Source organism: Lactonifactor longoviformis (assembly GCF_042848515.1).
Classification (GTDB): Bacteria; Bacillota; Clostridia; order Lachnospirales; family Lachnospiraceae; genus Lactonifactor; species Lactonifactor longoviformis.
The window spans coordinates 3447862-3460972 of record NZ_AP031453.1; the positions used below are offsets into that span (position 1 = coordinate 3447862).

Annotated in this window: 13 protein-coding genes; all 13 read right to left on the reverse strand. The window is 45.7% G+C overall.

The features are described 5' to 3' along the window. Positions 1 to 198: 198 nt before the first annotated feature. The 13 genes from ACGHCT_RS15685 to ACGHCT_RS15745 all read right to left on the reverse strand — a co-directional run bounded on the left by ACGHCT_RS15685 (position 199) and on the right by ACGHCT_RS15745 (position 12959). Positions 199 to 1032: a shikimate dehydrogenase family protein gene (locus ACGHCT_RS15685; protein WP_390436722.1), complete on the reverse strand. Its 834-nt coding sequence runs from the start codon at positions 1030 to 1032 to the stop codon at positions 199 to 201. Then, positions 1022 to 2284 carry an NADH:flavin oxidoreductase gene (locus ACGHCT_RS15690; RefSeq protein WP_390436723.1) on the reverse strand — a complete coding sequence of 421 codons (1263 nt, stop codon included), beginning with the start codon at positions 2282 to 2284 and terminating at the stop codon, positions 1022 to 1024. The genes ACGHCT_RS15685 and ACGHCT_RS15690 overlap by 11 nt, the downstream gene beginning before the upstream one ends. Before the next feature lie 15 nt (positions 2285 to 2299). Then, positions 2300 to 3130, reverse strand: a complete 831-nt coding sequence (locus ACGHCT_RS15695) for a hypothetical protein (protein ID WP_390436725.1) — start codon at positions 3128 to 3130, stop codon at positions 2300 to 2302. Positions 3131 to 3145: 15 nt separating this feature from the next. Further along, entirely contained in the window at positions 3146 to 4324 is a 1179-nt protein-coding gene (locus ACGHCT_RS15700) for a mandelate racemase/muconate lactonizing enzyme family protein (RefSeq protein ID WP_390436727.1), read from the reverse strand. 2 nt (positions 4325 to 4326) lie between these two features. Next, a complete protein-coding gene (locus ACGHCT_RS15705) occupies positions 4327 to 4989 on the reverse strand; it encodes an aspartate/glutamate racemase family protein (RefSeq protein ID WP_390436729.1) in 663 nt (220 codons plus the stop codon). A gap of 42 nt (positions 4990 to 5031) precedes the next feature. Further along, the gene (locus ACGHCT_RS15710) at positions 5032 to 6315 is read right to left on the reverse strand and encodes a TRAP transporter large permease (protein ID WP_390436731.1); all 1284 of its coding nucleotides are present in this window, start codon (positions 6313 to 6315) and stop codon (positions 5032 to 5034) included. Further along, complete coding sequence (locus ACGHCT_RS15715; protein ID WP_390436733.1) at positions 6312 to 6836, reverse strand: TRAP transporter small permease; 525 nt, start codon at positions 6834 to 6836, stop codon at positions 6312 to 6314. The genes ACGHCT_RS15710 and ACGHCT_RS15715 overlap by 4 nt, the downstream gene beginning before the upstream one ends. Positions 6837 to 6937: 101 nt before the next feature. Then, complete coding sequence (gene dctP, locus ACGHCT_RS15720; RefSeq protein ID WP_390436735.1) at positions 6938 to 7984, reverse strand: TRAP transporter substrate-binding protein DctP; 1047 nt, start codon at positions 7982 to 7984, stop codon at positions 6938 to 6940. Positions 7985 to 8047: 63 nt separating this feature from the next. Beyond that, positions 8048 to 8683: a hypothetical protein gene (locus tag ACGHCT_RS15725; RefSeq protein ID WP_390436737.1), complete on the reverse strand. Its 636-nt coding sequence runs from the start codon at positions 8681 to 8683 to the stop codon at positions 8048 to 8050. 25 nt (positions 8684 to 8708) lie between these two features. Beyond that, positions 8709 to 9725, reverse strand: a complete 1017-nt coding sequence (locus ACGHCT_RS15730) for an aldo/keto reductase (protein ID WP_390436739.1) — start codon at positions 9723 to 9725, stop codon at positions 8709 to 8711. Between the two features lie 45 nt (positions 9726 to 9770). Beyond that, positions 9771 to 10637: an aldo/keto reductase gene (locus ACGHCT_RS15735; protein WP_390436740.1), complete on the reverse strand. Its 867-nt coding sequence runs from the start codon at positions 10635 to 10637 to the stop codon at positions 9771 to 9773. Positions 10638 to 10653: 16 nt separating this feature from the next. Further along, positions 10654 to 11850: a hypothetical protein gene (locus ACGHCT_RS15740; RefSeq protein ID WP_390436741.1), complete on the reverse strand. Its 1197-nt coding sequence runs from the start codon at positions 11848 to 11850 to the stop codon at positions 10654 to 10656. A gap of 59 nt (positions 11851 to 11909) precedes the next feature. Beyond that, complete coding sequence (locus ACGHCT_RS15745; RefSeq protein ID WP_390436743.1) at positions 11910 to 12959, reverse strand: LacI family DNA-binding transcriptional regulator; 1050 nt, start codon at positions 12957 to 12959, stop codon at positions 11910 to 11912. Positions 12960 to 13111: the final 152 nt, after the last annotated feature.

Consider the following 13111-nt stretch of genomic DNA (forward strand, 5'->3'; position numbering starts at 1 on the left):
TTCTTACTTATCTTGAGGACAACTTGTATGCGTGATGAAATAAATCGCTATTTTCATTTTATCAAACATTTGTTCGGATATCAATGCTTTGTTCCAAGTTTCAGTCTTTGAACCGTATATTTTACCTGTACAGACCTGCAAAAAAACGCAAAAACAGGTGCCCGGACTCTGATAAGAGTCTTTTGCACCTGTTAATTATCACGCTTCACTCTCGACGGAGGCCACCAGCCTTCTGGCATCCTCATCCGAAGGTTTCTTTCCCGTCCAGATCTCCATTGCCCGGATTCCCTGGCATGAACTCATGGCTTTTCCAACATAGGACTGGAACCCTTTTTCTTTTGCCGCTTCGGGAAGCTTCGCATCAGGATTAGAATAGTTAACATCAAAGACAAGAGCATCCTGCTTCAGCCCATCCAGGAAATCCAGGTTTTCAAAATCATTATATCCAACCTGACCCAGTATACTCGCATTAATAAATACATCTCTGTCTTTCGTAAACTGTACAAGATTCTCCTGATTCAGAATGTGGCCGGTGAAGAGCGGTCCCATTTTCTGCACAAGTGCCTCTGTCTCATCCGCAAATGGATTCAGGACATCTACACTTTTTACTCCGTTCACCAGGAGATGGTAGGCAATTGACCTGGCTACACCGCCGGCTCCCACCAGTGCAGCTCTTTTCCCTGCAAATTCAAATCCTTTGAGCTGCAGACATTTAATCATTCCCCAACCGTCTGTATTATATCCGATCAGCCGGCCATCCTTTACCAGAATGGTATTTGCCGACCCGCATGTTTCGGCAGATACGTCCAGCGCATCACAGTATTCTAGTATTTTTACTTTGTAGGGCATGGTAACGGTAAACCCATTCAGTGATTCTTTCATCTCAGCAACTTTATCATCTAGTTCTTCCGGAGAAATATTATAGATTTCAAATCCAACGTCTATTCCAATACATGTTCCAAAAAATTGGTACGTTTTCGGCAGCACTGAGTTATGAATATCTTTTGCCAGCAACGCTAATTTATATTTCACATCCTTGTCCTCCCCTATTATTTACACAGCGCATCGGCTGCCCTTTTTTCAAAATCCCCATGCATCCTCCACAGGTCGTACATTTCTTTTTTAATGGAATTCCCTGGAGAATTTCATTGGCATACGCCGGATCAGCAATCCATTGCCGGCCAAAGCCAGCCAGGTCAAACCATCCTTCGGCAATACCGCCTGCTGCAACAGCAGGCGCAAAGTCCCTCAGCCAGGTCAGGCCAGATGCCACAACACACACAGAGGGGACGGTTTCTTTTATCTTCTTTGCCGACTGTAAAAGCCGTTCCACACCCTCAAGAGGATGTTCATCCGGAAGATTATTTCCGCGGTCAAAAGGTCTGATCATATAGGGAGTACACGCACCAATACCTGCGCTGACATTAATGACAGACACCCCCAGATGTTCCAGCTCCTGAACTAGTTTCAACGGTTCCGTCATATCCTGAACCCAGACATCCTTCTTTTCACATCCCCACCCAAACGGATACGGAAGACCATCTGTCACATTTAGTCTTACTGCGACGGTTAAATCTGTCTTCGCCTTCACACCGCGTATAATATCTCGTAAAAGTCTTGTCCTGTTTTCAAAGCTTCCGCCGTATTTTCCCCCGCGCTTATAGGCGGCAAACAATTCATTTAAAAGATAGCCGTGGCAGGCACGAATATCTACCGCATCAAAACCAGCCTGCTGTGCAAGAATCGCTGCTGAGATGTAATCCTCCCGGAGCATGTCCAGCTCTTCATCTTTCACAATGCGGAAATTGTCTTGGGGGAGGCAGGGATTTTCGAAGGCACAGACTGCGAGCTTTTTCCCATCCGGATTGCTGTTCCTCCCGGAATGTGTCAATTGCGCAACAACTATAGTATCTTTCTTTGTCTCATGAATTTTGGTAACCATTTTGGAAAATTCTTCTGCTGTTTCCCTGCGCAGCCACATCTGACGGGGGACGGATTTTCCTTCCTGATTCACGGATATGGACTCCATCCAGATTACACCGCTTCCCCCTGCAGCCAGATCACAGTAACGTCGTATCGTCCGCCCGCTGGGTGCCCCGGATTCCAGGGCATCTCCGCCCTCAATGGGCTGCGCCAGCAACCGGTTGCGTATTATTTTTCCATCTATCTCAAAGGTACTGTTTAATACCGCGCGATCGTCCAGAAAAGGCAGACCTCCCTTGAGGCGCGACAAATCTTTCAGAAAATCACTCTCTTTCGCATAGGTGTATGGCTCATGTTTCATAGGAAAAACCTCTCTTTACGCTTCCTCTTTTGCTGGATTACATCTTAAGTGGCAAATTTCATATGCGTGAATACATTCCTCTACTGTCTCTGCCATCTCGATCACCTTATTTGTCTCATCCTCTGCCCACTTCTCTGCTCTGCACATCTCCAAAAGCTCTTCCAGCATCTCTGCTTTAAATTTCACCGCGCCGTCACGATCCATATGAACCAGCTCGCCCGGTTCCACTTCCATTCCCGCCACTTCGACTTTTCCATTAAGCTCATAAATCATAGAGGGAGCTGTAGACGCCACTGTCCCGGGAATCATCAGCTGCATGCCGTATCCTTCCAGCTCTTCTATGTCACGGATTGCCCCATCGCAGATAACATTCTGCACACCGCAGATGTTGCACACACGCCCATACTGTCCCCCGAAATTGCTGTCTGATAAGCGCATCCCTTCCGGTTCATCTACCTGGATTACCAGGGTAACTGGCTTTGGACTGGCATCAATCAGACGAAGCAGCTCAAACCGATCCGGTGCGTCAAATTCCGGAACCGGAACACCTACCCGCATCGTTACTACGAAACCACATCTTGCCCCCACTGCTCTGTTGGTGCATTGAATCGAAGCATCGGTATAATATTTATCCATTCTTGATGTGTAATAATCCACACGCCTGTGGCCTTTCTCCAGGCAGGCTGCAACAAACCCACTGGGATACTGTTCCAGTTCCTTGATAATTTCGGCCATTCTCTCCGGTGTCATTGGTTCGGCATCTTTTTGCGGTACATATGTAAAATTAATGTTTTCTTCTAATTTCTTCAATAATTCTATTTCCTGTTCTTTTGTTATCATTGCCATGGCTTTTCTCCTCATCTAATTCTTGCTATAGTAAGTAAAGGTTTCCATATTTAACTCAATGCCCAGACCAGGTCCCTGGGGGACATAAACAAATCCATCCGGCGCTATATCTATTTTCTCTGTCAGCAATTCGTCTCTAAGGGGATACACATTGCGATCCATCTCAAAGAGTCCCCCATTTGGAAGGGATGCCAGAAAATGAAGATTGGCAGCCAGACTGACTCCTGAGGAAAATACATGCGGGTTACAGGGAAGATTATGTGCCTGCGCCAGCTTTGCAATCCGGCAGCACTCCGTAATTCCCCCGGACCAGACACAATCCGGCTGCACAATATCGATTGCCCTTCGCTCTATAAATTCCCGGAAGCGGTAAAGTCCTATCTCTGACTCATACCCTGCAACAGGCATATCCAGTGCTGCCGCCAGCTCTGCAGATCCATCAATATTGTCCAGATGCAGAGGTTCTTCAATCCAGTAAACCCCCATTTCCTGCAGCTTCTTACCCATCTGGACTGCGGTAAAGGTGTTCCAGTTATTATTGGCATCCACCATAATGCGCGCTCCGTATTCCTTCGCAACCGCACAGCAGGCCGCTGTCCTCTCCAGATCCTCTTCTAAGGAATATCTGCACTCTTCTGTGAAAGCCATATTGTACAGCGGCGTCATCAGGACTTCCGGATTCCTTCCTATTTTGATTTTTGCATATTTAAATCCTAATTCGAAATAGCTGCGGCACTCTGCTGCAATGGCTTTTGTATCTTTCCCTTTCGAATAAAAGCCGGAACTTGCGTAAGGAATTACATAATCTGTATATCCGCCTAACAGTTTGTAGACCGGAAGCCCAGCTTTTTTGCCCAGGATATCCCATAAGGCAATATCGATGCCTCCCATAGCAGCAAATATCAGACCTCCGCGGCCATGCTGGCGGGTCCGGTCAAACATCCTCTGCCAAATTCTCTGAATATTTGTGGGATCCTGTCCTAAAATAATGGGTTTCAATTCATTTTCTATGACAAACTTAGTTGTCTCAGGCGGTCCTCCAAAACAAGCCGACTCACCAAGTCCAATAATTCCCTCATCTGTATATACCTGCACAATGACAGCACAGCGCGTTGAGAAATAATTCTGTGCGTCAGCAATTCCATTTTCATAGGTATACTTGAGAATGGTTGCTTTTACGTCTGAAATCTTCATTCCTATCTCCCTCCAAGGTATTGACTCAGCTGCTCAATCCCGGATTCCACACTGGTCAGAACCGGTACAGGCAGATCCTCGCAGCGTTTTGCCGCATCCAGCATAGTTACCTGTGCAAATACCAGCACATCATACGCTCCGGCGATCTCATGCGCCTTTTTTACTATCAATTCATCATGAAGCTCTTTGCTGCCCTGATTCAGCGCTTCACGCGCTCCCTCTACAATGACAACCTCTACCTCCACTTTTTTATTGCAGTCCTCTGCAAAGGCAAGGCAGGCAGCCTTGGATGTTTTTTCTGTCGGCGGAAATGTAATCAGCATGCCTATTTTCTCCCCGGACATTACAGCTTCCCTCAGCATGGGGCCATCTATAGTAATCATAGGCATGGAGATTGCTTTCTGTGCTTCCCGGACAGCCACCCCCAGTGTAGTACACATACACACAAACACAGATGCCCCCTGGTCCTGAGCCATTCCGCCGTATTCTACCAGGCGTTTTGTAATTGCCCGTGTGGGGATTCCGTCATTGGCAATCACTTCCGGTAAGATCCCGTCATCCAGGATAGTTACCAGCTGCGCATCCGGATATCGTTCCTGAAATGCCTTTTTCATAGGTTCAGGGGTAGCCGGCGTTGTGTGAAAAAAATAAACCAATTTCTTCATAATCTTTCTCCTCGCATAATCTGTTATCTTTTATGACAGTATTTACGTCCCATAAATTAAATTTGGAAGAAATGTAGAAACACCCGGGAACAGAATAAGTATCATCATCATTACCAGTGCCAGAACAATAAACGGCACCATGGCTTTGCATAACCTTCCATATTCGATTCCGCTCATTCCCTGCAGGACAAACAAAACCATTCCAAAGGGCGGTGTAATAACTCCAATCATCAGTGTAAATGCAAATACAATACAGAACTGAACCGGATCAACGCCAAAGCTTACGGCAACCGGAAAAAGCACAGGTGCCACAATAAAGATAGTCGCCGTACCATCCATAACACACCCGCAAATCAGAAGAATTACCGCTACTACCATCAGGCAGCCAAACGGAGAATGAATTCCCTTCACCATTAACTCTGCCACAATTGTCGGAACCTGCTCCAGGGTAATAATATAGCTGAAGACTTTCGCTGCAACCGTGATGTAAAGAATACTTCCCAGAAGCTGGACTCCCTCGCGGAAGATATGAGGCAGTTCTTTTATCTTTAAATCACGTGTACACAAGCCTACCAAAATTGCGTAAACACCTGCAAGTGTAGCAGCTTCTGACGGTGTTACAACTCCGTTATAGATACTGCCCAGAATAATTACCGGCGTCAGCAGCGGAAAAAATGCTGCAAGAAAGTCCCTCAGAAACTGTTTTCCCTTTGGAAACGGATCCCGGGGATATTTCCTTTTCATGGACATAATGGTTATCATCACCATCATAATCCCGGCATAAAGAATACCTGGAATCACACCAGCCATAAACAGCCGCCCTGTGGAGGCCCCAGTAATGCAGGCCAGAAGAACTGCCGGAATGCTTGGAGGGATAATAGGTGACAGGATTGTGGATCCTCCGGTCACTGCCAATGAAAAGTCCGTATCATAACCATTCTTTTTCATAGCCTCTACTTCAATCTGACCAAGCCCCCCTGCGTCTGCTGTGGCTGAGCCTGACATTCCTGCAAATATAACGCTGGCGAGGACATTGGTATGCCCAAGACCCCCCGGGATCCAACCTACAACATCTCTGGCAAAATTAAAAATTCTGTCTGTAATACCGCCCCGGTTCATAAGATTTCCGGCGAGAATAAAGAACCCTGTAGCCAAAAGTGTCTGAGACATTGGCGCCGACACCCCTGAGATAAGTGCGCTGAAAACCGGGATATCAAAAATCCACATATAAATGAACGAAGAGAAGAGAATACAGGAACCTACCGATAAGCCAAGGGCCATAAACCCAAACATCATTACAAAAAGCCATATGAAATGCAAACTCATGATCTGTCTCCCTCCTTCTCTGCCTCAAACAGCGGGGCCTTACCGAACAGCTGCACGACCTCATCGATCATATCCAGTACTGTATAAAACATAGCTGCCCCAAAGCCAACCGGTACTGCCATTAAGAGCTTTCCCTTTCCAAAAGGCATGGTTCCAAAATTTATATTCCAGTTCCGCATTGCATACTGCCATCCATATTTTATACAGGTTACAGCAACTACCAGGAAAAGAATGTTGAAAAAAATAGCAATTATCATCTGAAGCTTTTTCGGAAACTGCCGGTACAGCCCATCCACTTTAATATGTGTTTTCGTTCGAATCCCATATGCAATACCCACAAAGGCCATGATCATCTGCAGATTGATGGATAGCTCATCTGTCCAGATGATCGGGCTGTTGAACACATAGCGGCTGACCGCCTGCAGCATGATGATCACAAAGGCAGCTGCAAAAATAAACGTCATAAAGAATGTTTCTACCTTGCCCATATATTTTTTTAAATTTTGAATTCCTCGAATCATTATATATCCTCCGCGAGTGATTCGTTACACTCCTGCGCTCTGTGCCTGTTCTTCCCTGTTTACACATAGAAGAACAGGCATTGGAAGGCAAACTGGGGAAATCACTTAGCCAGTTCTTTAAACTTTTCCCAAGTTCCGTCACCCCAGACATCGTCAAAGTCATCATAAGTTTTTTCTGCAGCGTCATAGAACTCCGTCAGATCAATGTCATATACATGAATATTCTCCCGCAAAAACTCTTCCTGGGTAGCTTCCTGTTCCTGACACAGCGGGTCATATTCAGCAACCGTCTCATTAACTGCTTCCTGCACGGCCTTCAGCTGTTCTTCTGAGAGTTTATCTTTTGCTGTCTGGGAAAGCATAATGTGCATGGTCTGATACTGGTGAGCGGTCATTGTCATATTGTCTGCCACTTCATAAAATGCTGAGTTTACAATCTGCTCCGCGCCGTTTTCTGTTGCCGTAATTGTGCCATTCTGCAAAGATGTATATACTTCATTCCCTGACATTGGTGTGGGCGCAGCCCCAAGTGCCTTGATGAAAGCAATGGGCATCTCTTCGTTTGGAGTACGGAATTTCATATTCTCCATATCACTCAGGGATTGAATTGGTGTTTTTGATAAGAAATTACGCTTTGCATAATACACATCACCCAGATCCGTCAAACCGGTGGCCCCTTCCAGGCCCTCAATGATTTTTGTATACGTATCGCTTTCGGTCACTGCGCGATAATGTTCCCAGCTCTCAAACATAAAGAAGGCACTCATGATCCCCTGCTGCGGATTATAGCTGTCATAAACACTTAATGCCTGGATATCAATATCTAAATCACCATTCATATTCATCTCCAAACGCTGGCCGGCCTCTGCCAGTGTATCGCCCGGATAGTATTTCACTGTTACCGTTCCGCCGGTCTTTTCATTAATAGCATCTGCCAGTGCCTGTCCAAACTTGGAAAGAATGTGCTCTGTTGTAGCACCGCTCGCCATTGTGAGTTCTACATTCCCGCCGGCGGATGTTTCTGTTTTGCTGTCTTTAGCATCTGAATCACTTGCTCCGTCTTTAGATTCCGTTCCTCCGCAGGCACTTAAAGAAGCCATCATAATGCATCCTAAAACAAGGGCAGCCACTTTTTTCATTTTCTTCATAATTTTTTTCCTTTCTCATAATAAATTAAAGTTATATTATCATCCTTCGAAGCCAGTGTGCAGTTAGGAACGGGTAATGTGAATCCCCATAAACACACCGGGTGCCTTAGACTGATACTGATGCCAGGGATATTCCCCGTTTTCGTCAAAAATTACATCATGCACCACTCCCGGCGCCATACTCAGTTCCTGAAATTTTGTGCCGAAATCCTGCTCATGAAATTTCTGCATAGCCCCATATCCCAGAATCTGACAGTGGTATTCATCTATGTCTCTGGGATGAGTCTTATGCAGTCCAAGATTATGTGGTTTTGCTATACAGTTCGTATCTATGTAGATCATACCGCCATGCACAAATTCACCCTCTGCGTGATAGAATGGAAGATCTTTAAAGCGCTCTTCCGGGCGAAGTGTGTACATCTGGGGCCATACCTGAGCAAATTTTTCGAATACATCAGGATCCTCCGCCAGTTCTTCATAATTTTCTACAATAACAGCCTTATCAATATAGGGAATGGTAGTGTGCCCTGTGATCGTTCCTTTCATTGGCTGAAGAGGGATATTCTCGATGAAAATCTCCTTTTTATTGTCATAAGACAGATTTACCAAAACAGCCATCCTCTCTATCTCATAATCACTTTCATCCTCAATGTACTTTACTTTTAAAATGGGCTCACCATATTTTAATATCTGTATCATCTTTTTCTCCTTTTTCTTCCTGCTTTTACTTTGAAGAAACAACCGTAAATTCTTTCAGCTTCATACTTCCGCTTACATCCCGATCTAAATCCTGAATTGCATCAATCCTTGCAACCGCGTCTGCGCTTAACGGTCCCATCTCGGCGCTCTTAATATTATCTTTGATATGCGCCAGCGCACGTGCGCCCATAGTGTGAGAATGGATTTCCTCATGAGCCAGAACATAGCGGACTGCCATCTGAATCATAGTGATTCCCATCTCATCTGCCAAATCATAAAGAAGGGAGAGTTTCTTTCCCTGTGCCGCCTGACGTGGATCTGATGAGTGCAGCAGTTCCTTCTGAACCCCTTCACGGTCCTCTGAAACCAAAAAACGGTTATTTTGTCCAAGGCAGCCGCCCACAACAACGCCCACATTATGCTCTTTCGCAGCAGGAACTAGCTCGTCGTACATCCAGCGGTTTAGCAGACTTATGCCGCCCGCAACCATAACCACATCCAGACGGTCTGTTTTAACCATACGCGCCAGTGCGTTGCAGTCCCAGGAAGAACCGCCAATGTATGCTGCAATTCCTTCTTTTTTTAACTGTTCCAGCACCTCCATGCAGACACAGTTTCCTGTATCAAAATCCGCCTTCCACTCTCTTTCCACCTCATGCATCAGCAGCAGATCAAAATGATCGATACGCATCAGCCACATGGAGTGTTTGATGGCAGCCAGAATCTTGTCCGGATCCTGAAAAGCCTCAATGGGGTTGCGCATACCAGCCAGAATTCCTTCATGTAGGTGTCCTACCTTGGCACATACAAGCGGCCTGTCTGCTCCCGCATGGCGCTGCAGTGCCCTTCCTACAATGGCTTCACTTTCGCCCCCGCCATAGCACTGCGCCGTGTCAATAAAATTCACTCCATTGGCAAGTGCATAATCAATGATTGCATCTGCCTCCTTTGGAGAGACATCGAACATACTGGTAAACTGAAAGCCTCCCAGCCCCAATGCGGAAACCTCATATCCCGTTCTTCCTAACGTACGTTTGATCACAATTCCATCCTCCTTAAATGATATATGTTCTTGTCCTGATACCGGTTAAAATACATGGAACGTATCCGGATCGTTTCCTGAGTATCCTGCCAGCTCCATCCTGTCAATCTTCTCCATATCCTTCTGCTCCAGTTTAAAATCAAACACATTCAGATTATCTTTGATGCGTGACGGCGTAACGCTTTTCGGCAGCGGAATGATTCCATGCTGCATACACCAGCGAATGCAGATATGAGCAATGCTCTTCTCATACTTTTCTGAAATTTCTTTCACTGTCTCATTCCGGAACATTGCACCGCTTCCCATGGGACTCCATGCCTCAACAATAATATCGTTTTTCCTGCAGTAATCGATGGTTTCTTTGCGGATAAGACCAGGATGACATTCTATCTGATTCACCATGGGGGGAACTTCTGTTTTCATAAGAGACTCTAAATGATGGGGAAGGAAATTGGACACTCCCACAGCGCGGACCCTTCCGGCCTTATATAAGTCGATCATAGCCTGCCAGGTGTCCAGGTTCACTGCGTCCCAGTTTTTCCCGCAGTTTACCTCATTGGCCGGCCAGTGAATCAGATACAGGTCAAAGTACTCCAGACCGAAATCCCTCAGGGACTTTTCACAGGCTTTCTTTGTTTTTTCAAAGCCCCTATCTGTATTCCACACCTTGCTGGTAATAAACAACTCCTCACGTTTCACCCCTGCAGCGTCCAATCCTTCCCGGATCCCCTGTCCCACACTGGCTTCATTCCCGTAGACAGCAGCCCCATCAATATGGCGATAGCCATTTTCAATCGCATACCGCACAGACTTCACTGCTGTTTCACCATCCGGGGTCTGCCATGTACCATAACCGATGCACGGAATCCGCACCCCATTTCTTAACTCAAAGCAATCGTTTACACTGTTCATTAAAATCCTCCCTTTGCTATTTTGAGATGTATACTGCATTATCCGGTCCGAAGTGCTGCAAAATTACCATCGGCTCGGTTGTGCTGCTGTTCGTAATCTGAATGCCTCTCTCTGCGCTGTCTTTACAGACGAAATACTCATCCGCCGTAAGGTCTCCGGCCCGCATCATGTTCACAGCTTCTGCCTGATACACTCCAAAGGTACCGAAGCCCTGCACGATGACACAGCCGTACGCAGCATTATCTTTTAGTGTGACGGTACTGTTTGGAACAATGGTTGTTTCCTTAGCTGTGATAAAATCATTTCCGTAGCATACCCATTTTTCAGTCATATTTTTATCAGTCTTTGGCAGTGTAAGCGGCGGACGGAAGTAATGTTCTTTGAAATCCGGATCAAAATTGGCCTCCCAGTCAACTGCATCCATAATGTATCCGATCCGTTCTTCCTCTTCCATATCTTCCGGACAGATATCCTCCAGGAAATGTCTGTCGTACACTTCACCGCATACCACATTTTCAAATACACAGTTCAAGTCTGTACTCCACTGGGGTTCATAGGTCAAAAGAGATCCGGGGGCATGCAGCACTCCTGCCGGTATGTACCATCCCGTTCCAACTTCCAGATCAAAAGCACGGGATAATGCGGTGATATGGGTATCGCATTTACTGAACTGCCTGAGCTTTTTCTCCACCTCTTCCTTTGTCACCTCCGGATTAAATCCAAAATAGGTAGAAGGCCGTTTGCCTGCGCAGTCATTCAGCTGCGGAGGAAAGTAATAACACTCAGGCTTTGCAGAACACCCAACCCTTTCAGCCACTTCATCCCCGGGATGCATATGAAAATACAGCGGATTGGCATAGTCAAAAAACTTTGCAAACACCGGCCACGTTCCATATCTCTTCTGAAGCGTATCGCCAATGAGTTCTTCCTTCAGTTCTTTTACTGCATCTGCCAGCAAAACCTGCTCTCCCTCGAATGTGAGGATATAACTCAGTCCCTCATCCTCCCTCTCCAGATTGTTATTGCGGGTTTTATTAATGGAACTAAACCAGCGTTCCATAATTGCCCCTGCCTTTGTTCCATAATAATAGTAGTCATCCGGGTGAAGCTTCAGCCTTCTTCCGGGAAGATTGAAAGTTCTGGATACAAAGTTCGGAACCATCCGGAATACTCCTTCCCCCTTTTCAAACGTTCTTCTAATGATGCTCTCCATGTAACAGCCTCCTTTTTCTATCGATCCAGTATTGGATTCACAGGCTTGAAAAACCGGAGTTAAAGACTTCCTAATGTACTCTCCCGGACAACTAACTCTGGTCTGAGATAGATATTCTGGTATTCCAGCTCTCCATCTTCATGGGCTAAACGCCAAAACAACAATCGGGCAGCTTCTTCGCCAACAGAGGTTTCCTTCATATTTAGAGAGGTAATATTCAAAATATTTGATATATTCAAGTTATCTAAGCCGGTAAGAGCCATGTCTGCAGGTACTTTTCCTCCCAGATCCCGGATCGCCTGCCAGCATCCGATCGCCTGCTGGTCGTTGGACGCGCAGATTGCAGTGGGCCGGTCAGATAATTGGAAGAGTGTACGTCCGGAATTATACCCTCCTATCTCAGAGTAGTCATTCCACAATACGTAATCCTCCCGGAATTCCAGCTTGTATTCCTCCAGCGCATCCCGATATGCCTGATAACGCTGCCGGTACACTTCTGTCCCCAGCTTACCTGCCAGATAACCTATCTTTTGATGCCCCATCTGGACCAGATGGCGGACAGCCGCGTAAATGCCTTCATATACATCAATGGAAACCGTATCAAATGGCTCCAGGCTATTCGCCCACAAATGATTGCACATACCGCAAAGAACAACCGGTCTGTTAGACTGTCTTATTTCATCCAGAATCCTCTGGTCATAGGAGAAATGAACCAAAAACAGCCCATCCACCACATGCTCTTTGAGAAGCTGTAAGGTTTTTAATTCTTCCTGCATATCTCCGTTTGTATAATAGAGAAGCATAGAATAACCATTTTGCTTCGTAACCGTAAGCATTGCCTGAATCATGCCAAAATAAATTTCATTGGAGGTATCCGGTATAGCCATCATGATTAACCCGGTCTTTCTGGTCTTTAATGTCCGCCCCGCACGGTTCGGTACATAGCCCAGCTCATCCGCTGCTTTTTGAACCTTCTCTCTTGTCGCGGCATTGACATATCCCACATTATTTAACGCATGGGATACGGTACCTACCGATACGCCTGCACGCTTCGCAACTTCTGTTATTGTTATTTTTTTGTTTCTGTCCTCTCTTGAGTTCTCAGTCATTTTTTGTTCTCCTTATCTATTCTTGGTACTTATTCCCAGATTTATATATTAAACATTTTAACATTTTTATATTAAAATTCAATATATTATTTAATATATTTTCAAGAAAGATACGGGAACACCACTCCTTGGTAATCTCACCTTATTTCTGA